Origin of the sequence: Paraburkholderia suaedae (assembly GCF_040812055.1) — a bacterium.
In the GTDB taxonomy this organism is placed as follows: Bacteria; Pseudomonadota; Gammaproteobacteria; order Burkholderiales; family Burkholderiaceae; genus Paraburkholderia.
The window spans coordinates 257,809-281,010 of record NZ_JBFOAH010000003.1; the positions used below are offsets into that span (position 1 = coordinate 257,809).

Annotated in this window: 20 protein-coding genes and 1 pseudogene; 10 read left to right on the plus strand and 11 right to left on the minus strand. The window is 62.2% G+C overall.

Going from position 1 to position 23,202, the window contains the following annotated elements; genetic code table 11:
* Positions 1-21: 21 nt before the first annotated feature.
* Positions 22-360 (minus strand): surface attachment protein Sap1, encoded by a 339-nt coding sequence (sap1, locus tag ABQJ48_RS06630; protein WP_367837012.1) that lies wholly within the window; start codon positions 358-360, stop codon positions 22-24.
* Positions 361-943: 583 nt separating this feature from the next.
* Here sap1 and ABQJ48_RS06635 point away from each other — a divergent pair.
* Positions 944-1,123: a hypothetical protein gene (locus ABQJ48_RS06635; RefSeq protein WP_367836828.1), complete on the plus strand. Its 180-nt coding sequence runs from the start codon at positions 944-946 to the stop codon at positions 1,121-1,123.
* A gap of 203 nt (positions 1,124-1,326) precedes the next feature.
* Here the strand turns inward: ABQJ48_RS06635 and ABQJ48_RS06640 are convergent, their stop codons facing one another.
* Positions 1,327-1,752, minus strand: coding sequence for an HIT family protein (locus ABQJ48_RS06640; RefSeq protein WP_367836829.1), 426 nt, complete (start codon positions 1,750-1,752; stop codon positions 1,327-1,329).
* A gap of 206 nt (positions 1,753-1,958) precedes the next feature.
* On the opposite strand from ABQJ48_RS06640, the gene ABQJ48_RS06645 reads away from it, so the two are divergent.
* Positions 1,959-2,288, plus strand: coding sequence for an ecotin precursor (locus tag ABQJ48_RS06645; protein WP_367836830.1), 330 nt, complete (start codon positions 1,959-1,961; stop codon positions 2,286-2,288).
* 82 nt (positions 2,289-2,370) lie between these two features.
* Here ABQJ48_RS06645 and ABQJ48_RS06650 read toward each other — a convergent pair whose 3' ends face one another.
* The 3 genes from ABQJ48_RS06650 to mnmE form a co-directional block, all read right to left on the minus strand.
* Positions 2,371-2,532 carry a hypothetical protein gene (locus ABQJ48_RS06650; protein ID WP_367836831.1) on the minus strand — a complete coding sequence of 54 codons (162 nt, stop codon included), beginning with the start codon at positions 2,530-2,532 and terminating at the stop codon, positions 2,371-2,373.
* A gap of 245 nt (positions 2,533-2,777) precedes the next feature.
* The gene (locus ABQJ48_RS06655; protein WP_367836832.1) at positions 2,778-3,983 is read right to left on the minus strand and encodes a tyrosine-type recombinase/integrase; all 1,206 of its coding nucleotides are present in this window, start codon (positions 3,981-3,983) and stop codon (positions 2,778-2,780) included.
* Positions 3,984-4,147: 164 nt separating this feature from the next.
* Positions 4,148-5,542: a tRNA uridine-5-carboxymethylaminomethyl(34) synthesis GTPase MnmE gene (mnmE, locus tag ABQJ48_RS06660; protein WP_367836833.1), complete on the minus strand. Its 1,395-nt coding sequence runs from the start codon at positions 5,540-5,542 to the stop codon at positions 4,148-4,150.
* Positions 5,543-5,909: 367 nt separating this feature from the next.
* Here mnmE and ABQJ48_RS06665 point away from each other — a divergent pair, with 367 nt between their 5' ends.
* On the plus strand, positions 5,910-6,314 hold the full coding sequence (locus tag ABQJ48_RS06665; RefSeq protein ID WP_367836834.1) for an XRE family transcriptional regulator: 405 nt from the start codon (positions 5,910-5,912) through the stop codon (positions 6,312-6,314).
* 145 nt (positions 6,315-6,459) lie between these two features.
* Here the strand turns inward: ABQJ48_RS06665 and yidC are convergent, their stop codons facing one another.
* The 4 genes from yidC to rpmH all read right to left on the minus strand — a co-directional run bounded on the left by yidC (position 6,460) and on the right by rpmH (position 9,128).
* On the minus strand, positions 6,460-8,118 hold the full coding sequence (yidC, locus tag ABQJ48_RS06670; protein WP_367836835.1) for a membrane protein insertase YidC: 1,659 nt from the start codon (positions 8,116-8,118) through the stop codon (positions 6,460-6,462).
* Between the two features lie 30 nt (positions 8,119-8,148).
* On the minus strand, positions 8,149-8,379 hold the full coding sequence (yidD, locus tag ABQJ48_RS06675) for a membrane protein insertion efficiency factor YidD (protein ID WP_367837013.1): 231 nt from the start codon (positions 8,377-8,379) through the stop codon (positions 8,149-8,151).
* A 115-nt stretch (positions 8,380-8,494) separates the two neighbouring features.
* Positions 8,495-8,974: a ribonuclease P protein component gene (locus ABQJ48_RS06680; protein WP_473094103.1), complete on the minus strand. Its 480-nt coding sequence runs from the start codon at positions 8,972-8,974 to the stop codon at positions 8,495-8,497.
* Between the two features lie 19 nt (positions 8,975-8,993).
* Positions 8,994-9,128, minus strand: coding sequence for a 50S ribosomal protein L34 (gene rpmH, locus ABQJ48_RS06685; protein WP_004198824.1), 135 nt, complete (start codon positions 9,126-9,128; stop codon positions 8,994-8,996).
* 382 nt (positions 9,129-9,510) lie between these two features.
* Between rpmH and dnaA the strand changes: the two genes are divergently transcribed.
* The 6 genes from dnaA to eutC all read left to right on the plus strand — a co-directional run bounded on the left by dnaA (position 9,511) and on the right by eutC (position 19,177).
* A complete protein-coding gene (gene dnaA, locus ABQJ48_RS06690; RefSeq protein WP_367837014.1) occupies positions 9,511-11,088 on the plus strand; it encodes a chromosomal replication initiator protein DnaA in 1,578 nt (525 codons plus the stop codon).
* A gap of 220 nt (positions 11,089-11,308) precedes the next feature.
* Positions 11,309-12,412: a DNA polymerase III subunit beta gene (dnaN, locus tag ABQJ48_RS06695; protein ID WP_367836850.1), complete on the plus strand. Its 1,104-nt coding sequence runs from the start codon at positions 11,309-11,311 to the stop codon at positions 12,410-12,412.
* Between the two features lie 113 nt (positions 12,413-12,525).
* Complete coding sequence (gyrB, locus tag ABQJ48_RS06700; protein ID WP_367836852.1) at positions 12,526-14,997, plus strand: DNA topoisomerase (ATP-hydrolyzing) subunit B; 2,472 nt, start codon at positions 12,526-12,528, stop codon at positions 14,995-14,997.
* 538 nt (positions 14,998-15,535) lie between these two features.
* Positions 15,536-16,939: an ethanolamine permease gene (eat, locus tag ABQJ48_RS06705; protein WP_367836853.1), complete on the plus strand. Its 1,404-nt coding sequence runs from the start codon at positions 15,536-15,538 to the stop codon at positions 16,937-16,939.
* Between the two features lie 43 nt (positions 16,940-16,982).
* Positions 16,983-18,377, plus strand: a complete 1,395-nt coding sequence (locus tag ABQJ48_RS06710) for an ethanolamine ammonia-lyase subunit EutB (protein ID WP_367836854.1) — start codon at positions 16,983-16,985, stop codon at positions 18,375-18,377.
* On the plus strand, positions 18,374-19,177 hold the full coding sequence (eutC, locus tag ABQJ48_RS06715; RefSeq protein WP_367836855.1) for an ethanolamine ammonia-lyase subunit EutC: 804 nt from the start codon (positions 18,374-18,376) through the stop codon (positions 19,175-19,177). The genes ABQJ48_RS06710 and eutC overlap by 4 nt, the downstream gene beginning before the upstream one ends.
* A 30-nt stretch (positions 19,178-19,207) precedes the next feature.
* Here the strand turns inward: eutC and ABQJ48_RS06720 are convergent, their stop codons facing one another.
* The gene (locus ABQJ48_RS06720) at positions 19,208-19,519 is read right to left on the minus strand and encodes a DUF779 domain-containing protein (protein WP_367836856.1); all 312 of its coding nucleotides are present in this window, start codon (positions 19,517-19,519) and stop codon (positions 19,208-19,210) included.
* Positions 19,520-19,693: 174 nt separating this feature from the next.
* Between ABQJ48_RS06720 and ABQJ48_RS06725 the strand changes: the two are divergent.
* Positions 19,694-20,745, plus strand: a pseudogene (locus ABQJ48_RS06725) (helix-turn-helix domain-containing protein).
* A 32-nt stretch (positions 20,746-20,777) separates the two neighbouring features.
* Here the strand turns inward: ABQJ48_RS06725 and ABQJ48_RS06730 are convergent.
* On the minus strand, positions 20,778-23,198 hold the full coding sequence (locus ABQJ48_RS06730) for a heavy metal translocating P-type ATPase (RefSeq protein WP_367836857.1): 2,421 nt from the start codon (positions 23,196-23,198) through the stop codon (positions 20,778-20,780).
* Positions 23,199-23,202 lie beyond the last annotated feature (4 nt).

Consider the following 23,202-nt stretch of genomic DNA (forward strand, 5'->3'; position numbering starts at 1 on the left):
CCGGAACGCCGCCGTTCGGGCTTATTGCTTGATAAACCGGTCGTTCGCCCAGAGGCCTTGCGTGTCGCTATTGCCGGAATTCACGAATTCGATATCGTGGCCGACCACGCGGACAACTCGAAAATCGGAGTTCGGCGGGGTCGAAACACATTGGAATCCTGAGAAGAATTCCATCATTTTTTGCTGTTCACCGGCTCGCGCGTGCTGGTCGGCGGCGTCGAGTTTGTCTTTCGACAGGCAACCATACGCGTTGGCCTTGAACTGAATAGTTTGCTGCGGAGCGATTACGGCGTCTTGCGCCTGGACGCTCGCGGCACCCAGACTTGCAATCGCGAAAACAAGGGCGAAGCGTGTTTTCATATTGACCTCGGGCTCCAGAACGGACATTCAGGTTAGCTATGTATTTAACTTCAACATTTAGCGCGCATCACTCACTCTAGAAGAACGGGAGAAAACGACAAGCACATCCTGTGTGCGGTCGCAACAGTGGCGAATTGCCGCACCCTCCGGCGTGGCTCCAAAACGTGGATTGCCGAGACAATCGGCCGGCATTGAAGCAAATAAATAAAAGCGACGCGGCTCGGCGAGCTTTAATGATCAAAGCTTTGCGGCATAGATCCGCGTAAACGCGTAGCAGCAATTAAGCGAATCAATACCAAGCAGCCGCTCCGTTGGTGCATTGCACACAAAGTCACGGCAGCGGGTTCATAAGAAATGCGAAGTAACGGGCCACATGCAGGACTTAATCAATGCCAGGTACGCGGGGAAGGTCCACCGCTTTACTCGAAATGCGTTGCTGACAGCGTGGGCCAGGCGACAAAGCAGGGCAAAAAGGCGACGGCAACCCGTCACGCGGTGCCAGAATGTTTATAAACGCCGCGGCGCGAGATGGGCACGTGCGGTGCTCTACAATGAATTCATGCTCCTGCGATCGGAGGGCACCATGATCGAGCACTTGATATTGGGCGCATTCCTCGTCATTCCGCTGCTCATCGTCACCTTTCTTTTTTCCGACGAATTGTGGCAGGAACACCGTCATTTGCACGACGAGCACGCCGTGCCTTCCAGACATCGACGGATTGACTGGCGCCATCCACTGCGTCGTGCGCGGCACCGCCTCTGAACCGCACGAGGTTTGCTCAAGAAGGGCGGTTCGCGCGCCCGAACCGCCACCGAAAAGCCAGCCCGTTGGCTAGGCCAAAAGCGGTTCAGCCATTAATGCCTTGAGCGCAACACGGCAGTCAAAGCCTCGTTACGTGCCGAACCCCGCGGGTTCCAAAGATTTTGCGCAGGGTTAGGGCGCCCCGTTCGATGCGGCCTGCATGGTCAGTCGGCGCGCCAGTGCGCGCGGATGCGCTTGGCAACCGCTTCGAGCGTGTCGGCGTCGGCGACCTCCCGCGCGTGCATCTTTAGCGGCTGACCCTGCCAGCGCGGAATCACGTGGAAATGCACGTGCGGCACAGTCTGTCCGGCCGCCGCGCCATTGAACTGTCCGATGAAAACGCCGTCGGGTCGCAACGCGACGCGCACGGCTATCGCGAGTTTTTGCGTCATGCGCATGCTCGCTACCAGGGACGCTTCGGACAATTCGAATATCTCGGCCACCGGTTCTTTCGGCACGACGAGCAGATGACCATCGGCTTGCGGCATGAGGTCCATGAAGGCCAGCGCCGCGTCGCTTTCGGCCACTTTGATGCAAGGCAGTTCGCCGCGCAGAATCCGTGCGAAGGGATTGTTGGCGTCGTAGGTCATCGCGTGTCCTTTGCTGGTTGCAGGTTCATGTTGCGTCGGGCGGTACTCTCGGTATTGTCCACGACTTCTTTCACCGCGCGCCTGCCGCACGCTTGATGTTTGCGGTGACCGGCAGTTATATCGTAATGTTCCGTTACCACTTGCTGCACCTATTTCTGCCCGTGCCATTCACAATCGCCCCATGCCTTAACGGGCGGGAGATAAACATGAAAAAGATCGCGGTGGCGTTGGTGGTGGCGGGAAGTCTGTGCGCAGCGGGGCAAGCGTCCGCGCACGGTCATGGTGGCGACCTGGTTGGCGCGCTGATCGGCGGGGCGGTGTTGGGCGCGGTGGTGACCTCGGCGTTGAGTCCGGCGCCGGTGGTGGCTTATCAACCGCCTGTCTATGCGCAACCGGTCTATCAACCGGCACCGGTTTATGCGGGACCGCCGCCGGGATACTGCTACGACCAGTACCAGCGCGCATATGTCGCTTGCGGGGCACCGCCGCCGGGGCAGTATGGGTACGCGCAGCCTCAACCGCAAGCGGGGTGGTGACCGTACAGGTTGGCGCGATAACCCGCACCGCGATAAAAAAGGCCGTCGCTCGATGCGACGGCCTTGCCATTTCATGCACCGCTCAGTGCTTGTGATGCAGCCACTCCGCGTAGTGCGTATCGAGCCAGCGTTCGAGTTTCGGCGGCCTCGTATCATGGTGATACCGGGACGCCGCCCAGATAGCAAGGCCGACCACCAGCATTACCGCGGGGCCCATCAAATAAGCGATCAACGATTCAGGCATGGCAACCTCCGCATCGGCATGCATCGATGCTTTAGTTTAGGCGATGCGAATCGGGGAACGAAGGGGGAATGAGGCTTGCGCAACAGGCCTCGTGGGGCGCACAACCTTGCTACTTGAAACCGGGCGGGCAATGCGCGTCTCCTTCACCCGCTGCCGTTCCGGACCGGTCCGGGTCGTCTTGTGTACCAACGGTTCCCTAGGGTGCGACGCGTCGGCCGGGCCGGCCAAAACCCCGCCCATGTCCGTCAGGCCGAACCTGTTGCCGTGTGCCGTGCGACATCAATCTGCGTGTCGACAAAATCCGCCCACCGCTGAACGACTCGCCGCTGCTCCGACTCCGGATCGTGTAGTCCGAGGCGTTCTTCGTCCAGCGCCGAGGCATCATCGACTACTGCATCCCGCTGCGCGGCTGCGCGGACATGCGCCGACGCGGTGCGCCGGAAGTCGTGCAGCACGAAGTGCTCGACCTCGAGCCCGAGCGCTTTGACCGCCTGGTTCAACGTACTTTTGGCAATCGGCCGGTCGTCGCCCTGCACGCTTGCGAATACGAACTGCCGGTTCGCGTTCGTGCGTTGGAGCTCGCGCAGGATCGAAACAGCCTGATGCGCAAGATAGACAACGCGGTCCCGATCGGCGTTCAAACGCGCGGCAGGGATCGTCCAGCGAGCGTGGTCCAAGTCGAATTCCGTCCATGCCGACTCGATCAGATCCGACTTGCGCACCATTGTCAGCACCAGCAGATGCAGCGCCAGCTTGAGCGCCCGGCGAATGCTCGACGCGTCGATTGCGTGCAGCATTGTGCCGATCTCTTCGCCGCCAAGAACCCGGGAGCGGCTCTCAAACGTGGCGATCGAGCGCGCCGGCACGAGCTCGGCCGGATTGCTGCTGGCGAGTTGCCGGGCGATCAGATATGCATAAAGCCGTTTGACCACGTTGCGCGTGTGCAGCGCCATTTTCGGCGAGCCACGGCTTTTGATCCGCTCGCAAATCTTGACAATGTCGTCGGGAGTCACGGCGTTGATCGGTTTGCCGCCGATCGCCGGCAAAACGTCCTTGTCGAGCGCGCGGCGGGTCGTGCGGCGATATTCGGCGGACTTGCCCGCCATGGCCGTGGCGACATAAAGCTCGGCCGCTTCGCGCAGCACGTCCGCTTTGCTTTCGGCCCCGCGGTCGCGCCGCGCGGTGGCAACCGGCGAAATGCCTTGCGCCACCATCTGCGCATATTTCTGCGCCTTGGCCCGCGCAACGCGCAGCGAGATCATCCGGTAGTCGCCGATCGTCGCAAGCGGCTGGCGCTTGCCGTTCAGCGTATAGCGAAAGCGCCAGACCTTCGTGCCGGTCGTCATGACTTCGATCACGAGGCCATTCCCGTCGGCGACGCAATAGCGGGTCGCGCGCGGTTCGAGCGAGCGGATCTGGTGCTCGGTCAGGGGGACGGCTAAGCGGGGCATGCTGGAATCGATGGTGTACGGACAGCAGCGATTCTAAGCCTTGCGTCTCCTGTGTACCGAAGATTCGGGCGATTTCGGGTTCGCAATGGCTGACGAGCCAGGCGGCTCACGCGCAATGAAAGCGCGATGTGGCAAGGCATTTGCACCGCACTGCGGACTCACCTCTACTTGCCGATACAGAATCTGCTGAAAATCACTCCGAGAAGGTCGTCCGAACTGAATTCGCCGGTGATCGCGTTCAGTTGGTCCTGCGCGAGCCGCAGCTCCTCGGCAAACAGATCGAGTGCCTGGGAATTTTGATCCGCGTGTCCCGCCGCCGTCGCCAGATGCTCATGCGCGGCGCGCAACGCAATCAGATGTCGCTCGCGCGCGAGGTAGACGCTTTCCGCACCCGCCTGCCAGCCGGCGATCCGCAACAACTCCTCGCGCAATAGCGCCACCCCGTCGCCGTGTTTCGCCGACAACCGCACCTCGCTGACGTCGAGATCCGGATCGAGCGCCTGCGCCGTGGGCGCGAGTCCAGTCAGGTCGGTTTTGTTCAGCACGCGCACCACGGGCACTCCCGCGGGAAAGCGCGCGGCGATCGTCTGGTCCTCGCTTGTCATGCCGGTGCGTGCGTCGAGCAGGTGCAACACCACGTCCGCCCGCTCGATCTCGCTCCAGGTGCGCTCAATGCCGATTTTTTCCACCTCGTCCTCGGTATCGCGCAAGCCGGCCGTGTCGATCACGTGCAGCGGAATGCCTTCGATCTGGATGGTCTGCGCGACCTTGTCGCGCGTGGTGCCCGCGATCGGCGTGACGATGGCGAGTTCCGCGCCGGCCAGCGCGTTGAGCAGCGACGACTTGCCGACGTTCGGCTGTCCCGCCAGCACCACCGACAAGCCTTCGCGCAGCAACGCGCCCTGTCGCGCTTCACTCAACACCTGCTCGAGGCGCCCGCGAATGCGCGCGAGCTTGCCGCGCGCGTCGGCGGCTTCGAGGAAATCGATCTCTTCTTCCGGGAAGTCGAGCGTCGCCTCAACCAGCATCCGCAGCGTGATCACTTCTTCGACCAGCGCATGGATGTCGCGCGAGAACGCGCCGTCGAGCGAGCGGCCCGCCGAGCGCGCGGCGGCCTCGGTGCTGGCCTCGATCAGATCGGCGACGGCTTCGGCTTGCGCGAGATCCAGCTTGTCGTTCAGGAAGGCGCGGCGGGTGAACTCGCCGGGCTCGGCCAGCCGCAACCCAAACGCGCGGCCGGCGTCGATGCAGCGCTGCAGCAGGAGTTGCATCACGACCGGGCCGCCGTGGCCTTGCAGTTCGAGAACGTGCTCGCCGGTATAGGAATGCGGCGCGGGAAAGTACAGCCCGATACCACGGTCGAGGGCAGCGCCGCTGCTGTCGAGGAACGGGACGTAGCTCGCATGGCGCGGCGCCAGCGTCTGGCCGGTGAGCGCCCGCATGAGCGGGTGCGCCGCTACCTCGCCCGCGCGCCCGCACGAGATGCGCACGACACCGATGCCTCCCCGGCCGGGCGCGGTAGCAATGGCGACGATCGGGTCGGAGTCGGTGTTGAGCATAGGAAGGTGGCAAAAGCGGGCAGACAGGCGGGACAGGGGCGGCGGATGCCGCGCGAGCGCATTGTAACGCGGGCGAATCTTGGGACTGTTTGCAAGCGCCGAGGCTCGAGTTGCTGGCCTTTTTCGGAGCAAATAGGATTTATCTCAAATAAGCTACGATCGCTACTGCCGTATCTTGGAATAAATGGGACAGGATAAGACAGACGGCAGGCGGAGAAACCGGTCAGATAAAGAAAAAACCGAAAAAATCGAATTCCCGTCAACGCTTAGCGGGTGGCGCATCGCAAGCTAAAACTATCTCAAATACGCTAAGCCGAAGCTTGCGTGGTTGTCAACTGGGTGGACGCTGAATTGCACAATCTGGCCCATGCCAACCGATAAAGAAAAAGCCGCCTTCGCCAAACGGCTGAAGGATCTGCTGGAGCCGCTCAAGATTCGCGGCGGGACCAAACTCGCGGAGCAATTCAATCTGCGCTATCGCGGCGAGCGTCCCGTTACACCGCAAACCGCACATAAGTGGCTCACCGGCACCACGATCCCGAAACCGGACAAACTGCGCACGTTAGCCGAATGGCTGAACGTCAACGAGCACTGGCTTCACTATGGACCGCCGCCTGGTTCGAGCAACCGGCCACTTGCGCGCGGCGAGAAATATCCGCCTACGCCGGAGACCATTGAACTGGCCTCGAAGATTGCGTCGCTGATGCCAAAAGACCGCAACCTCGTCGAGGAGATGATCGAGCGCTTCTACGGCGAAGACACGGAAGACTAGTTGGGGCTGAGGCGGAGATTCGAGCGCTCATAGAAAAAGCCGCCGGGTTTGCACCGGGCGGCTTTTTTGTCGCTGCGCTGTCGGCCAGCGTCGGCTTGCGGCAAATGGGAGGCGGGCTCTGCCGCCCGCAGCCTCGAAGAGAGCCTCAGGCCGGCTTCATCTTCGACTTGCCCATCATTCGCGTGATGTAGTACTGCTGTGCGATGGACAGCACGTTGTTCACCACGTAGTACAGCACCAGACCGGCCGGGAAGAAGAAGAACATCACCGAGAACGCGATCGGCATGAACATCATCATCTTGGCCTGAACGGGGTCCGGCGGCGTCGGATTCAGTCTGGTTTGCAGGAACATCGAGACGGCCATCAGGACCGGCAGGATGAAGTACGGGTCCTGCTGCGACAGATCGTGAATCCACAGAATCCACGGCGCGCCGCGCATTTCCACCGACGACAGCAACACCCAGTACAGCGAGATGAACACCGGAATCTGGATCACGACCGGCAGACAGCCGCCGAACGGATTCACCTTCTCGGTTTTGTACAGCTCCATCAGCGCCGCGTTCATCTTTTGCGGATCGCCCTTGAAGCGCTCACGCAGTGCCTGCATGCGCGGCGTGATCGCCTTCATGCGCGCCATCGACTTGTAGCTCGCGGCCGACAGCGGGAAGAAAACGGCCTTGATCAGCAACGTGAGCAACACGATCGACCAGCCCCAGTTGCCGACGTAGCTATGGATCTTCTCGAGCAGCCAGAACAGTGGCTTCGCGATGATCGTGACCCAGCCGTAGTCCTTCACCAGCTCCAGGCCCGGCGCGATGCCTTCGAGCATGCGCTCTTCTTCCGGACCGGCAAACAGGCGCGCCGACACGCTCACCGTCTGGCCGGGCGCGATGGTCGGCAGCGGCTCCTTGGCGCCCACGCGGTACAGCGACGGGTCGATCTTTTCGACGTAGATGTCGCGCTTCACACCCTGCTGCGGAATCCAGGCCGACGCGAAGTAATGCTGAACCATCGCGATCCAGCCGTTGTCGGCCGAGGTCGCGTAGTCCTGCTTGTTCTTGTCGATGTCGCCGAACGTCATCTTCTGGAAGTGATGCTGGTCGGTATAGACAGCCGGCCCGATGAACGTGTGCGAGAAGCGCGGCGTGTCCACCGGCTGGTCGTCACGCACCAGTTCCATGTACAGCGAAGGCGACACGGGCGTCGTACCGACGTTCTGGATCTTCGTCTCGACGCCGATCACGTAGCTGCCGCGTGTGAACGTATAGGTCTTGATGACCCTCACGCCACCCTTTTCCGGCGACTGGAAGCTGAGGCTGAACGACTTTTGGTCGTCCTTGAGTTCCGTCTGCTGATTCGGCATCAGCGTGAAGACGTCGTTGTGGTTCGGGAAATCTCCGCCGAGCAGACCTGTGCGCGCCAGGTATGTGTGATTGCCGGTGCGGTCGAACAGCGTGATCACGAGATCGGGCTGCTTGCCGTCGCCCTGCTTGACGAGCGACAGGCGCGACAATGTGCCGCCGCGGGTGTCGATCTCACCGCTGTAGACGTCGGTGGAGAACTTCACGAGCTGCGATTGCGCGGCACCCGGTGCGTTGGCGGGCGCGGCTGCCTGGGTGGCCGGCAGATCGGCCGGCTGGGTTCCCGGCGTCGTGGTTCCCGGTGCGGCGCTACCGACTGTCTTGGTCGGCGTGGCGCTCGGGAAGAACATCGACGGGCGTCCGTGGTCGCGTTGCCAGTTGTCGAACAGCATGACAGCTGACATGAAAAAGATGACCCATAGGACGGTGCGTTTGATATCCATGCGTTGTCTCAGTGTCGATGGAACGGCGCGTCAGCGCTTTTCAGAAGTGGGAGGCGGGACGAGATCGATGCCGCCCGCGGAAAACGGATGACACCGGCAAAGACGCCTGGCGGCGAGATAAGTCCCGCGCGCGGCGCCATGATACTGGATTGCTTCGCGCGCGTAATCAGAGCAGGAAGGGTAAAAGCGGCACCGGTTGCCGAGCATTGGGCTCACGGCAAGCTTGTAAAAACGCAATAAAGCGATCAGTACCGTTTGCATGGCAGGTGCGGCCGGACGGCGCCGCGCAACGTGAAATACCGGGTGACACCCGTGCAGCACGGCTGCCAAAGCTGCCTGAACTGCCGAAACTCGCATACGGGCGGTCACTTGAGCGTCATTCCGTCTTGGGCGCTTCCGCGGGCGGCGCCTCGCGACGGATAATTTCGCGCGCTGCCTTGTCGAGCAGCGCCTCGATCTCGCCGCGGCACAACGCCTTCAGCGGCGGTGACGAAGCGCTCGGCAAAGCTTTCTTGTCGAAACGCGTGTGCAAACGCAGCAGCACGTCCCAACCGCCGAATTCCGCACGACGCAACCGGAACGCTTCACGCGCAATTCGACGCACCAGATTACGCGTGGCCGCGCGCGGCGCATACTTCTTGCCGATTACGAGGCCTAAACGAGCTTCGTTGCCGGTGGGCCGGCCATAGACCACGAAGTGCGCGGTACGGCGCCACGGGCGCAAACGAAAAACGGATGAAAATTCATCCGTTTTCAGCAGCCTTGCGGCTTTGGGGAAGGCGGCTTGCGCTCGCAACGGAACCGAGCCCTGTTGCTGCGCCCCTGCCGCTCCCGCTTCGCCGCGGGCTTCGGTCACAGCGCGCAATCCGCTCGCCTTAGATGGCGAGGCGCTTGCGGCCCTTCGCGCGGCGTGCGTTGATGACCTTGCGGCCACCTGCGGTCTTCATGCGAACGCGAAAGCCGTGGGTGCGCTTGCGACGGGTGACGGACGGTTGGTAAGTACGTTTCATGTTGCTCTCACTTGATCGAAAAAAAACCGCGCGATCATCGCGGAAAGCGCAATGGCCGGAGGTCTGCTGAATTGGTTTTCGCGGAACCCGCTATTTAAACCGCTTTTCCGTTGGCCGTCAACAGTTTAGCCAGGTTCGACCGCCAGCCCGAGCCGGGCCGCCAGATGATCGGTCCCTGTGGATAACTCCCTTGCGGGTCCGTTTTGGCGTTAGAATCTCGCCTTACTTCCCAAAAATGCTGCACGCCGCTCCGGCTCGCTTGTCCCGCAAACCCTTGTGGCACAGCGCCTGGGGCCGTTACGCCTGGCTGCTCGAGGCCATGTTGCGTGCGCGCGACAGCGGCGGCGGCGACCGCCGTGCACATCATAACGACAGCAACTCGATGAACGATTTCTGGCAACACTGTTCCGCATTGCTGGAGCGCGAGCTCACGCCCCAGCAGTACGTGACGTGGATCAAACCGTTGGCCCCGGTCGCCTTCGACGCCGCTGCGAACACGCTCAGCATCGCTGCGCCGAACCGCTTCAAGCTCGACTGGGTCAAGAGCCAGTTCGCCGGCCGTATTGCGGACATGGCCCGCGAGTTCTGGCACGCGCCGATCGACGTGCAGTTCGTGCTGGATCCGAAGGCGGGCCTGCGCGCCCCGGTGGCGGCGTCGCCGGCGCCGGCGCGTCCGGCTTCGGCCGCGCCAATGGGTACTCATCCTGGGGGCGGCACCGCAGTAGGCGCGGCCGTGGGCGCGGTGCAGGCGGCGCATATGGCGCGCGCCAACCAGGCAATGGCCGCGCAAAACGCGCACGCCCGCGCGGCGGCCGACGATGCCGCCGACCTCGATCTGCCGAGCCTCGACGCCCACGAAGCCGCGGCCGCACGCCGCACCTGGCGTCCGGGCCAGAGCGCGGGCTCGAACAGCAGCGGCGAAAACGACTCGATGTACGAGCGTTCCAAGCTGAACCCGGTTCTGACCTTCGAGAACTTCGTGACCGGTAAGGCCAACCAGCTGGCGCGCGCCGCAGCGATCCAGGTCGCGGACAATCCCGGCATTTCGTACAACCCGCTGTTCCTGTATGGCGGTGTGGGTCTGGGAAAGACTCACCTGATCCACGCGATCGGCAACCAGCTGCTGATGGAGAAGGCCGGCGCGCGGATTCGCTACATTCACGCGGAACAGTATGTGTCCGACGTGGTGAAGGCATACCAGCGCAAGGCGTTCGACGACTTCAAGCGCTACTACCATTCGCTCGACCTGCTGCTGATCGACGATATTCAGTTCTTCTCAGGCAAGTCGCGCACCCAGGAGGAATTCTTCTACGCGTTCGAGGCTCTGGTGGCGAACAAGGCGCAGGTGATCATCACCAGCGATACGTACCCGAAGGAGATTTCCGGGATCGACGACCGTTTGATCTCGCGCTTCGACTCGGGGCTGACGGTCGCGATCGAGCCGCCCGAGCTGGAAATGCGCGTCGCGATTCTGATGCGCAAGGCGCAATCGGAATTCGTCAGCCTGAACGAGGACGTCGCGTTCTTCGTCGCGAAGCACCTGCGCTCCAACGTGCGCGAGCTGGAAGGTGCGCTGCGCAAGATCCTCGCGTATTCGAAGTTCCACGGCCGCGAAGTCACGATCGAAGTCACCAAAGAAGCGCTGAAGGATCTGCTGACGGTGCAGAACCGGCAGATTTCGGTCGAAAACATCCAGAAGACTGCGGCCGATTTCTACAGCATCAAGGTCGCGGACATGTATTCGAAGAAGCGTCCGGCGAACATCGCACGGCCGCGGCAGATCGCGATGTATCTGGCGAAGGAGCTGACGCAGAAGAGCCTGCCGGAAATCGGCGAGCTGTTCGGCGGGCGCGATCACACCACGGTGCTGCATGCAGTGCGCAAAATTGCCGACGAGCGCAGCAAGGACGCGCAACTGAACCACGAATTGCACGTTCTCGAGCAGACGCTGAAGGGCTGAGCGACCGCGACGGAAACATTGACCTGTTTATTTTCCAACTCGCCCCCATTTTAGTGAGGCGGTTCCGTTTTCAGGCACAATACAGGTTTAACCGCCCAGCGGCCGCGGGCGGATTTCACGCCGTGACGGGTGCTGCGCGGCGCCGGCGGGGAGCCACGGCTGCGCGCTGGAACGATTGCCTGGCAAGGCGCGCAGGCCGTTATATCAACGAAGGAACTCTATGCAACTGGTCAAGACCGAACGCGATAACCTCCTCAGGCCGCTGCAAACTGTGAGCGGCATCGTCGAACGCCGCCATACGCTGCCGATCCTCGCCAATTTGCTGATTACCAAGAACGGCCCGGACGTGTCGTTCCTGTCCACGGACCTCGAGTTGCAGATCACCACGCGCGCCGATTTCGGCGTGGGCGGCGATTCGGTGGCGACCACGGTGGCCGCACGCAAGCTCCTCGACATCCTGCGCGCCATGCCCGACGGCCAGGTCACGCTCATGCTGAACGACAAGCGTTTGACCGTGCAATCCGGCAAGAGCCGGTTTGCGCTGCAAACACTCGCCGCCGACGAATTTCCGACGGTCGCGCAAGCTAAAGACTACGGCGCGAGCCTCGTGGTTCCGCAGAAGACGTTTCGCCAGTTGCTCGGCATGGTCCATTTTTCGATGGCCCAGCAGGACATCCGCTATTACCTGAACGGCATGCTGCTGGTCGTGGACGGCGACCAGTTGATGGCAGTCGCAACCGACGGCCACCGTCTGGCGTTTTCGTCGATGAAGATTGAAGGCTCGTTCGCGCGTCAGGAAGTGATCATTCCGCGCAAGACAATTCTGGAGTTGCAGCGCCTGCTGGAAGACATCGACGACACGCTGAAGATCGACATCGCGCAAACGCAGGTCAAGTTCACGTTTGGGCAGGTCGAACTGGTGTCCAAACTGGTGGAAGGCAAATTCCCCGACTTCCAGCGCGTGATTCCGAAGTCGCACAAGAATCAGTTTCTGATCGGTCGCGAAGAACTGCAGCGTTCGCTGCAACGCGCGGCGATCCTGACGTCGGACAAATTCAAGGGCGTGCGCTGCATCATCGAGCCGGGCCAGTTGAAGATCATGTCCACCAACGCCGATCAGGAAGAGGCGCAGGAAGAACTGGAAATCGCGTACGACGGCGACAGCGTCGACATCGGGTTCAACGTCACGTATCTGCTCGACGTGCTCGCGAACCTGAAGGTAGACATGTTGCAAGTGAGCCTGGGCGACGCCAGCTCCAGCGCATTGATCACGATTCCCGAGAACGACGAATTCAAATACGTGGTGATGCCGATGCGCATCTGACGCGTCCAACACCTGGAACACACCAAGGGGCGCAGCGCCCCTTTGGCGTTTTTATGGCGTTTTGAAAAGTCCCGAGCAGCAACCTGGCAGCAACGCAGAACCGGAAAAAATCCATGACTGAAATGAACAATACGCAACCCGACAACAGCTACGGCGCGTCGTCCATTCAGATCCTCGAAGGTCTGGAGGCCGTGCGCAAGCGGCCAGGGATGTACATCGGGGATACATCGGATGGCACCGGTTTGCATCACCTTGTGTTCGAAGTGCTCGACAATTCCATCGACGAGGCATTGGCCGGGCACTGTAACGACATTCAGGTGATCATTCACGCGGACAACTCCATCTCCATCACCGACAACGGCCGCGGCGTGCCGACCGGCCTGAAGATGGACGACAAGCACGACCCCAAGCGCAGCGCCGCGGAGATCGTGATGACCGAGCTGCACGCCGGCGGCAAGTTCGACCAGAACAGCTACAAGGTCTCCGGCGGTCTGCACGGCGTGGGCGTGTCGTGCGTGAACGCGCTGTCCGCGTGGCTGCGCCTCACGGTGCGCCGCGACGGCAAAAAGCACTTCATGGAATTCCACCGTGGCGTGCCGCAGAACCGCGTGATCGAAGAAATCGGCGGCGTGGCGGTATCGCCCATGCCCGTGACCGGCGACACCGAAAACCGCGGCACCGAAGTGCACTTCATGGCCGACGAAACGATCTTCGGCAACGTCGAATATCACTACGACATTCTGGCCAAGCGGATTCGCGAACTGTCGTTCCTGAATAACGGCGTGCGGATTCGCCTGAGCGATCAGCGCTCGGGCAAAGACGAAGATTTCGCGTTCGTCGGTGGCGTGAAGGGTTTTGTCGAGTACATCAACAAGACCAAGAGCGTGCTGCACCCCACCATATTCCACGTGAACGGCGAGAAGGACGGCGTGGGCGTGGAAGTGGCGATGCAGTGGAACGACAGCTACAACGAAAACGTGCTGTGTTTCACCAACAACATCCCGCAGCGCGACGGCGGCACGCACTTGACCGGCTTGCGCGCGGCGATGACGCGCGTATTGAACAAGTACATCGCCGATCACGAAGTCGCGAAGAAAGCGAAGGTCGAGACCTCGGGCGACGACATGCGCGAGGGGCTGTCGTGCGTGCTATCGGTGAAGGTGCCGGAGCCGAAGTTCAGCGCGCAGACCAAGGACAAGCTGGTGTCCTCGGAAGTGCGCGCGCCGGTGGAAGATGTGGTCGCGAAGGCGCTTGAGGAATTCCTGCAGGAAACGCCGAACGACGCGAAGATCATCTGCAGCAAGATCGTCGATGCGGCGCGCGCGCGCGACGCGGCACGCAAGGCGCGCGAGATGACGCGTCGCAAGGGCGTGCTCGACGGCGTCGGTTTGCCTGGGAAGCTCGCCGACTGCCAGGAGAAGGATCCGGCGAAGTCGGAAATTTATATCGTCGAGGGCGACTCGGCAGGCGGCTCGGCAAAGCAGGGCCGTGACCGGAAGTTTCAGGCGATCTTGCCGCTGCGCGGCAAGGTGCTCAACGTCGAGAAAGCGCGCTATGACAAGCTGCTTTCTTCGGAGCAGATCGTGACGCTGATTACCGCTCTCGGATGCGGGATCGGCAAGGAAGACTACAACCTCGACAAGCTGCGCTATCACCGCATCATCATCATGACCGATGCTGACGTCGATGGTGCGCACATTCGGACCTTGTTGTTGACGTTCTTCTATCGGCAGATGCCGGAGATGATCGAGCGTGGGTATATCTACATCGCGCAGCCGCCGTTGTACAAGATCAAGGCAGGCAAGGACGAGCGATATCTGAAAGACGAGTCCGAGGTCAATGCTCACATTCTGAAGCTTGCGCTGCAAGGGTCGGAGCTCGTGCCGTCGGAAAACGCAACGCCGATTACCGGCGATGCGCTGGGCGAACTGGCGCGCGCTTATTTGCTTGCGCAAGCCGTTGTCAATCGTCTGAGCCGGTTATATGACGCGGGGGCGCTGGAGGCGGTGATGGATGGGGTCATTATCGACCTCTCCAACGAAGCGGCGGCTGAGACGTCGGCCAAGGCGCTTGAGGCCAAGCTGCGCGACGACGCGCTCAAGCCCGAAGTGAGGGTCACGACCATGTATGACCCGGCGCGTGAGCTGCGCTCGCTGCGCATCGCACGCACCCATCATGGCAATCAGAAGGTCTCCGTATTCGATGAAGAGTTTCAGTTGACCGCGGACTATCAGCAGCTCGTCAATACGGCGAATACCTTTAAGGGGTTGATCGGCGCTGGCGCGATGATCAAGCGTGGCGAGCGGAGTATGGCTGTCAATGACTTCAAGAGTGCGATGAAGTGGCTTTTGGCTGACGCTGAACGCAACATTTCGAAGCAGCGCTATAAGGGCCTCGGTGAAATGAACCCTGGGCAGCTTTGGGAGACAACCATGGACCCGGCTGTGCGGCGTTTGCTTCGCGTGCAGATCGAGGATGCGATTGCTGCCGACGGCATCTTCACTACGCTGATGGGCGACGATGTTGAGCCGCGTCGCGCTTTCATCGAGTCGAATGCTTTGCGGGCGGGGAATATTGACGTTTGAGGTGTGTCGGTCGAGCTTCCGTCGGGCGGAACGCCAATCGTGAATAGCCTGCGCGTCTGAAAGCGGCCTGAGCGCGCGAGCGCTTGCGCCGCTCACTTGCCGCCGATGAACTGAAAAGGGTTACGAGCTTTGCGCTCGTAACCCTTTTTTGCTTCCGAAGGACCTCGATCGCCAGCAACCTGCCGCGAGCGCGATCCGCGAGCCGAAGGTTATCCACTTCGCCCTCTGGACAACTTTTGTAGAAGTACGCTGGCCACCCCTCAACGAAATCGCCGGTTATCCACAGCCAGGTGCGATCCTTGTTAACTACTACTACGTATACATATATAAAACTTGAAAAGAAAAGGCGCGGACTCAGGACAACAGCAAAATCCCGGGACTCCGTAAGCCGCACACAACCCCATGTAAGCATCCGCTGCTCGCACACCCCACGCCCGCACGAATTGCCGAATTTCGATAACACCTCGATTAATGGCTCACTACCATCGCCTGAAGCCTGTCGGCCCACGCAGCAAACGCCAAATATCAGGAGCGTGCGATGAAATCAGAGTCAAGCAACCAGACCATCGGCAAGGTCATGCATCATGAGCTGAAGCAGACGCTCGGCACATGGCAGCTATGGGGCATCGCAGTCGGCCTCGTCATCTCTGGTGAATATTTCGGCTGGAGCTACGGTTGGGCGAGCGCCGGCACGCTCGGCTTCGTCGTCACGGCTGTTTTCATTGCCGCAATGTATACGACGTTCATCTTCAGTTTCACCGAGCTCACCACGTCGATCCCACACGCAGGCGGCCCGTTCGCCTACGCACGCCAGGCGTTCGGCCCAACCGGCGGTTATCTGGCCGGCGCGGCGACGCTGGTCGAATTCGTGTTCGCGCCACCGGCCATCGCGCTGGCCATCGGCGCCTATCTGCACGTGCAGTTTCCCGGTCTCGAGCCGAAGCACGCGGCCATGTGCGCGTATCTCGTCTTCATGGCTTTGAACATCGTCGGGGTGCAGATCGCCGCGGCCTTCGAGTTGTGTGTGACGCTACTCGCCATCTTCGAACTGCTCGTGTTCATGGGCGTCGTGACGCCGGGCTTTCGCTGGTCGAACTTCATGGCGGGCGGCTGGGCCGGCGCGAACACGTTCAGCATGGGTTCGTTCCACGGCATGTTTGCGGCAATTCCGTTCGCGATCTGGTTTTTCCTCGCGATCGAAGGCGTTGCAATGGCCGCCGAAGAAGCGCGCGACCCCAAGCGGTCCATTCCGATCGCCTACGTCACCGGCATTCTGACGCTGGTCGTGCTGGCGATCGGCGTGATGGTATTTGCCGGCGCGGCGGGCGACTGGACCAAGCTCGCGAACATCAATGACCCGCTGCCCCAAGCGATGAAGTTCATCGTCGGCGAACACAGCGGGTGGATGCATATGCTGGTGTGGCTCGGACTGTTCGGCCTCGTCGCGTCGTTTCACGGCATCATCCTCGGCTACTCGCGACAGATCTTCGCGCTGGCTCGCGCGGGTTATCTGCCGGGGTGGCTGTCCAAAGTGCATCCGCGCTTCAAGACGCCGCATCGCGCGATTCTCGCGGGCGGCGCGGTCGGCATCGCCGCGATTTACAGCGACGAGTTGATCCAGTTCGGCGGTCAGACACTGACGGCAAACATCGTGACGATGTCCGTGTTTGGCGCTATCGTGATGTACATCGTCAGCATGTTGTCGCTGTTCAAGTTGCGCCGCACCGTGCCGGACATGGAACGCCCGTTCCGCGCGCCGCTCTTTCCGTTTTTCCCGGCGTTCGCGCTGATAGCCGCGCTGATCTGTCTGGCGACGATGGTCTACTTCAACTTTCTGGTGGCAGTCGTGTTCGCACTCTTTCTCGCGCTGGGCTACGTCTATTTTCTGTTGACGGGCCATCAACGCGACACGGCGCCGGCGGACGTTTTGCTGGAAGAATGACGGAACGCGCCGCTGCGCGCGCAGTGGCGATGGAGTCGTAAGCATGAGCTACACCGAGTCGATCGGCAGCCGCACATATCGTTTCGCGGATCTGAAAACGCTGCTGGCAAAAGCCAGTCCGTTACGATCCGGCGACCAGCTCGCGGGCATCGCGGCGGCGAGCGAAGAAGAGCGCGTCGCTGCAAAGATGGCGCTCGCGCAGGTGCCGCTGCGTGCGTTCCTGAACGAAGCGTTGATCCCGTACGAAAGCGACGAAGTCACGCGTCTCGTGATCGACGATCACTCGCCGCAGGCGTTTGCCGAGATCGCGCATTTGACGGTCGGCGACTTCCGCAACTGGCTGCTGAGCAGCACGACCGATGCGCATGCGCTCACGCGCATCGGCCCCGGCCTTACGCCGGAAATGGTCGCGTCGGTGTCGAAGCTGATGCGCAATCAGGATCTCATCGTGGCGGCGCGCAAACGTCCGGTGATCACGCGTTTTCGAAACACCGTCGGCTTGCCGGGGCACATGTCGGTGCGGCTGCAACCGAATCATCCGACCGACGACGTCAAAGGCATCGCCGCATCGATGCTCGACGGCCTGATGTACGGCTGCGGCGACGCGATGATCGGCATCAATCCGGCAAGCGACAATCTCGCCGCGATCATGAAGCTGTTGCTGATGATCGATGAGTTCCGCCAGCGCTATCAGGTGCCGACGCAATCGTGCGTGCTCACGCACGTCACGAGCACGCTCGCCGCAATTGAAAAAGGCGCACCGGTCGATCTGGTGTTCCAGTCGATAGCGGGCACGCAGAAAGCGAACGAGGGCTTCGGCATTTCTCTGGCACTGCTGCAGGAAGCATACGAAGCGGGGCTGTCGCTCAAACGCGGCACGGTCGGCAGCAATCTGATGTACTTCGAAACCGGCCAGGGCAGCGCGCTGTCGGCCGACGCGCATTCCGGCGTCGATCAACAGACTTGCGAAGTACGCGCGTACGCGGTGGCGCGCAAGTTCGATCCGTTTCTGGTCAACACGGTAGTGGGGTTCATCGGTCCGGAGTATCTGTACGACGGCAAGCAGATCACACGCGCCGGTCTCGAAGACCACTTCTGCGGCAAGCTGCTCGGCGTGCCGATGGGTTGCGACATCTGCTATACCAATCACGCCGAAGCCGATCAGGACGACATGGACAATCTGCTGACGCTGCTCGGTGTAGCAGGCATCAACTTCATCATGGGCATTCCGGGCGCAGACGACGTGATGCTCAACTATCAGAGCACGTCTTTCCACGACGCGCTGTACGTGCGCGAGGTACTCGGCTTGCGTCGCGCGCCCGAGTTTGAAGAGTGGCTGGAGTCGATGCAGATCACCGACTCGCGCGGCGCACTGCTGAGCGCATCGGCGCAACAACCGCTGCTGCAAGGCGCGCGCGACTGGATGGGCATCGCATGAGCGACTTCCTCGAAAAAGATCCGTGGAACGCGCTGCGCCAGTTCACCCACGCGCGCATTGCATTGGGCCGCGCCGGCAGCAGCTTGCCGACCGCGCCATTGCTCGCGTTCAACCTGTCGCATGCGCAGGCGCGCGACGCCGTGCATCATCCGCTCGATGCCGAGGCGTTGCACGAGCAGTTGCACGCGCAAGGTTTCGCGTCACTGGACGTGCATAGCGCCGCGCCCGATCGCGAGCATTACTTGCGGCGCCCCGACCTCGGGCGGCGTTTATCGGAAGCGAGTCGGGCCGCGCTCACGCAGTGCTCGGCGCAGCCGAGCGACGTGGTATTCGTGATAGGCGATGGTCTGTCGGCGTTCGCCGCATCGAGGCAGGCTATACCGTTGCTGCAAGCCGTCCGCCCGAAGCTCGCGGATTGGACGATCGGCCCTGTGGTGGTCGCGCGTCAGGCGCGCGTCGCGCTCGGCGACGAAATCGGCGAGCTGCTCGGTGCCAGGATCGTGGTGATGCTGATCGGCGAACGGCCAGGTTTGAGTTCACCCGATAGTCTGGGCATCTACATAACGTACGCGCCGAAAGTGGGCTGCAGCGACGCGCAGCGCAACTGCATTTCAAACGTACGCCCCGAAGGATTGGACTATCCGTTGGCCGCGCACAAGTTGCACTACCTGCTCACGCATGCGCGGCGCCTTGGGCTGACCGGCGTCGGCCTGAATGACGAGAGTGATGCGCTGCTGGCAGGCGTGCCGCCCACGCCCGCGGTGAGCGACGAGTCACATACCCCGATGCGACCTGAGTGATCACGCATCGGCCCGCGCCACCGGATGCCTCTACAGCCACGCGCTCTCGTCATCTTCGAAAAGTCTGGAGCGCGTCAAAAAGCGCATGCCGCTCGGGCGCTCTAAAGAAAACATCCCGCCGTTGCCAGGCACCACGTCGATGATCAACTGCGCTTCCGGTACGGAAATTCGGTGGTCAGAAACTGCATCTCTGCGTGATTCATCGTGTGCTCCTCGCATGTTTGAATGGGCCATATTCGGCGAGACGTTTCGCTCGACCGCGACAGCGTAGAGCCAGAAGTGTGCCAATGCATCGGGCTGGTGATCGGTGTCTGTCGGTTGAGCACTGGCGCGCGGCATCACGCGTGACGCTGTTCAGAATAGGGCGATGCGCCGTTGCGTTTGTGAGCAGTGTGTTCAGCGCTGTTCATCAATTGAACAGCAGCAGGTAGACTGCCGCCCATAGGCGGACGAAAAAGACCACGCGGACATTCGGCATGGGACTTGCCTTGTTTTGCGCCATATCCGTTTTCACCGATCCGGTACGACGACGACAATTGCAATGCAGGGCGACAGCCTGACCCATTCGACGCTCACGCCGCAGCCAGGCTTTGCGTGCAGACCCGCATCGCTCACGACGCCGACGAGCAGGCGCGCAACCTTCACGGCTGGCATCAGACCTACGACCAGTTGAGCGCCGGCTGCTTTACCGGCGGATTGACGGAGCTCTGTATGGATCACCTGCAGGTGTTCGTCGAGACGACCAGCCACGCGTTGCGCCAAACGTGCGAAGTGCAGAAGGACACGTACTGGTTCGGTATTCCGAGCTGCCCAGCCGGTTCAAGGCGGATCGACGCGCAGGTAATCTCGGCCGATGCGCTCGCGTTCGGCCGGGCGGCGTCGAATTCGAATTGCTGACCTCGTCGGGCTACGAGATTTTCGGCGTGGTCGTGACGGGCGACGTGCTGCGCCGGTACGTGGCTCAAGTGGAGCGTATCGGCCTCGGCGATCATGTGCCGGATACCGCAGTCGTGCCGATCGGCATGGCACGCAAAGAGCGGCTGTGCGCATCGCTGCGCCGCCTGCTGCACGGCGGCGCGGCGAGCGGCGCCCCGCTGTCTGCCGTCGCGCGCAACAGCTTGCAGGCGTCCGTGCTGGCGTTGTTGTTCGATGTCGGCGCGTTGCCGGCTGCGCAGCCGCTTGCGATGGCGGCGCGGCCGCGCCGTCAGTCGATCGTCTCTGAAGCGCGCGAGTATGTGCTGGCCCATCGCGAGCGTGCGGTCAATGTGCCTGAGTTGTGCAAGCGTCTTCATGTGAGCAGGCGCACGCTGCAATACTGCTTTGAAGACGTGCTCGGCATGGCGCCCGCCAGCTATCTGCGCGCGATCCGCCTAAACGGCGCGCGGCGCGACCTATCCAATGCATCGCGCGATGCGTGCTCCGTGCAGGATGTCGCGGCGGCCTGGGGCTTCTGGCATCTGAGCCAGTTCGCGACCGGTTACCGGAAGCTGTTCGGCATGCGGCCGTCGGAGACATTAAAGGCGGCGGTCGGGCGTCAGTTCGTAGGCGAGCGCGCTATTGCTCACTAGCGGCACGCGGGCAATACGCTAGCGGGCCGCGCTCACTTGCGCAGCAGACGCAAGCCGTTTCCAACCACCAGCAAACTCGCGCCCACATCGGCGAATACGGCCATCCACATCGTGCCGAGCCCCATCAAGGTCAGCACGAGAAATACGCTTTTGAGGCCGAGCGCCAGCGCGATATTCTGCACCAGCACCACGTGCGTCGCCTTGGAGAGGCGGATGAACAGTGGAACCTTGCGCAGGTCGTCGTCCATCAGCGCGACATCGGCGGTTTCGATTGCGGTGTCGGTGCCCATCGCCCCCATTGCGAAGCCGATGTCGGCGCGCGCTAGCGCGGGCGCATCGTTGATGCCGTCGCCGACCATGCCGACCGTCGCACCTTGCGCCGACCATCGCGCGATCACCTCGAGCTTGTCTTGCGGCAACATGTCCCCCAGCGCTTCGTCGACCCCGACCTGCTGCGCGATCGCCGACGCGGTGTGCCGGTCGTCGCCGCTGAGCATTGCCGTGGCGACGCCGAGGCGCCGCAGTTCGGCGATGGCGGCGCGGCTCGTCTGCTTCACCGTATCGGCAACGGCAAAGAGCGCCAGAACGCGTTCGGCGTCCATTAGCATCACGACGGTTTTGCCTTCCCGTTCGAGCGTGTCGAGCCGCGCTTCGAGCGAAGCCGAAGCGCGGCCGAGCTCTTCGGCCAGCCGATGATTGCCGAGCCAATACGGCGAGCCGTCGATCACACCGCGCACGCCACGTCCCGCCAGCGCCTCGAACGAATGAACTGCGAGGGTCGTGACGGCATCGCTTTTGGCTGCTGCCGTAATCGCCATCGATACCGGATGGTCGGAGCGCCCCGCGAGACTCGCCGCAAGCGACCGGCATCGGATTGCGTCGACGCCGCCCGCGACGTCAGCGGCATCAGCGCAGCCGAGCATTTCTAACCCGGTCTGCACGGGTTTGCCGTGCGTGATCGTGCCGGTCTTGTCGAGCGCGAGCCGGCTCAGCTTGCGGCCCTGTTCAAGGTATGCGCCTCCTTTGATCAGAATGCCTTTGCGCGCGGCGGTCGCGAGCCCGCTGACGATGGTCACCGGCGTCGAGATCACGAGTGCGCAGGGACACGCGATCACGAGCATCACGAGGGCCTTGTAGACCCATTCGTGCCACGCTGCGCCGAGCAGCAGCGGCGGCGCTATTCCGACCGCCAGCGCAATAGCGATCACGAACGGCGTGTAGACCCGCGCAAAGCGGTCGACGAAACGTTGCGTCGGGGCTCTGCTGCCTTGCGCTTCTTCCACGGCGTGGATGATGCGCGCGAGCGTCGTGTCGGCGGCCGCAGCCGTGACGCGGTAGTCGAGCGAGCCCGCCTGGTTGATCGTGCCGGCGAACACCGCGTCGCCGATGGTCTTGTCGGCCGGCAGGCTTTCGCCGGTGATCGGCGCCTGATCGACGCTCGAGCGGCCCGCGACGATCTCGCCGTCGAGCGCGATCCGCTCGCCCGGCTTCACGCGCACCAGCGCGCCTGGCTTGATCGCGTCGAGGCTGGTGAGACGCCAGGCACCGTCGCGCTGTTGCACGTTCGCCTGCGGCGGGGCGAGCCGCATCAAATCCCGGATCGCATTGCGAGCGCGGTCGAGCGACTTCGCTTCGATCAATTCCGCGACTGTGAAGAGCACCATCACCATCGCGGCTTCGGGCCACTGGCGCAGGATCAGAGCGCCGGTTACAGCAATGCTCATCAATGCATTGATGTTCAGGGTGCCGCTGCGCAGCGCGAGCCAGCCCTTCCGGTACGTGGTGAGGCCGCAAGAGGCGATCGCGATGATTGCCAGAGCCGCGGACAGCCAGACCGGCGCACCGAGCCAACCGGCGGCGGCTTCTGAACCCGCGGCGGCGACGCCCGCGAGTGCGAGCGGCCACCACGGCTTGGGCGACGCGTGACCGACGTCCCCAGCTGCTGGGTTCGGGGCGGCGTCCGCGAGCTCCGGCGTAAAGTCGAGCGAACGCAGCGCCGCGAGGATGGCTTCGAGGGCAGTCGGCGTATGCACGACGGTCAGCACGCGCTGCATCAGATTGAAGTCGATGCTGCGCACGTCCGGCATGCGATCGAGTTTCTTGCGGATCAGCGCTTCTTCCGTCGGGCAATCCATTTGCATGATGCGGATCGCGGTGCGTGTGTCGGCGCCGACGGCTTCGGATCGGGGCAGGGACTGTGGCACGGGGATAGCGGTCGCACTCGCGCAGCAGCCGGCGCCGGCATGGCCGTGCGCGTAGGCAGAGCCGTGGCCGCCGCAATGGCCGTCCGTCTCGTGCGGACGATCACACTTGTGCTTCTCGTCGCGGCGAGGTCCGCCGCTTTCGTCCTTTGCCGGCGCATGCGGGTGCCCGTGGGCACTGCCGACGTCCTCGCGAGCACAGGCCTTGTCGTGTTCGCAGCGGTCAGCTTCGAGTTGGCTGGCATCGTGCATGGTG

What these genes read in the sequence shown, in the direction of transcription:
- ABQJ48_RS06730 (WP_367836857.1), bottom strand. Translation starts at nt 23,198, where the DNA reads ATGCACGATGCCAGCCAACTCGAAGCTGACCGCTGCGAACACGACAAG.
- rpmH (WP_004198824.1), bottom strand. Translation starts at nt 9,128, where the DNA reads ATGAAACGTACTTACCAACCGTCCGTCACCCGTCGCAAGCGCACCCAC.
- eat (WP_367836853.1), top strand. Translation starts at nt 15,536, where the DNA reads ATGAAATCAGAGTCAAGCAACCAGACCATCGGCAAGGTCATGCATCAT.
- dnaA (WP_367837014.1), top strand. Translation starts at nt 9,511, where the DNA reads ATGAACGATTTCTGGCAACACTGTTCCGCATTGCTGGAGCGCGAGCTC.
- eutC (WP_367836855.1), top strand. Translation starts at nt 18,374, where the DNA reads ATGAGCGACTTCCTCGAAAAAGATCCGTGGAACGCGCTGCGCCAGTTC.
- ABQJ48_RS06710 (WP_367836854.1), top strand. Translation starts at nt 16,983, where the DNA reads ATGAGCTACACCGAGTCGATCGGCAGCCGCACATATCGTTTCGCGGAT.
- yidD (WP_367837013.1), bottom strand. Translation starts at nt 8,379, where the DNA reads ATGCAAACGGTACTGATCGCTTTATTGCGTTTTTACAAGCTTGCCGTG.
- ABQJ48_RS06635 (WP_367836828.1), top strand. Translation starts at nt 944, where the DNA reads ATGATCGAGCACTTGATATTGGGCGCATTCCTCGTCATTCCGCTGCTC.
- sap1 (WP_367837012.1), bottom strand. Translation starts at nt 360, where the DNA reads ATGAAAACACGCTTCGCCCTTGTTTTCGCGATTGCAAGTCTGGGTGCC.
- ABQJ48_RS06655 (WP_367836832.1), bottom strand. Translation starts at nt 3,983, where the DNA reads ATGCCCCGCTTAGCCGTCCCCCTGACCGAGCACCAGATCCGCTCGCTC.
- ABQJ48_RS06650 (WP_367836831.1), bottom strand. Translation starts at nt 2,532, where the DNA reads ATGCCTGAATCGTTGATCGCTTATTTGATGGGCCCCGCGGTAATGCTG.
- yidC (WP_367836835.1), bottom strand. Translation starts at nt 8,118, where the DNA reads ATGGATATCAAACGCACCGTCCTATGGGTCATCTTTTTCATGTCAGCT.
- ABQJ48_RS06645 (WP_367836830.1), top strand. Translation starts at nt 1,959, where the DNA reads ATGAAAAAGATCGCGGTGGCGTTGGTGGTGGCGGGAAGTCTGTGCGCA.
- ABQJ48_RS06665 (WP_367836834.1), top strand. Translation starts at nt 5,910, where the DNA reads ATGCCAACCGATAAAGAAAAAGCCGCCTTCGCCAAACGGCTGAAGGAT.
- dnaN (WP_367836850.1), top strand. Translation starts at nt 11,309, where the DNA reads ATGCAACTGGTCAAGACCGAACGCGATAACCTCCTCAGGCCGCTGCAA.
- gyrB (WP_367836852.1), top strand. Translation starts at nt 12,526, where the DNA reads ATGACTGAAATGAACAATACGCAACCCGACAACAGCTACGGCGCGTCG.
- ABQJ48_RS06640 (WP_367836829.1), bottom strand. Translation starts at nt 1,752, where the DNA reads ATGACCTACGACGCCAACAATCCCTTCGCACGGATTCTGCGCGGCGAA.
- mnmE (WP_367836833.1), bottom strand. Translation starts at nt 5,542, where the DNA reads ATGCTCAACACCGACTCCGACCCGATCGTCGCCATTGCTACCGCGCCC.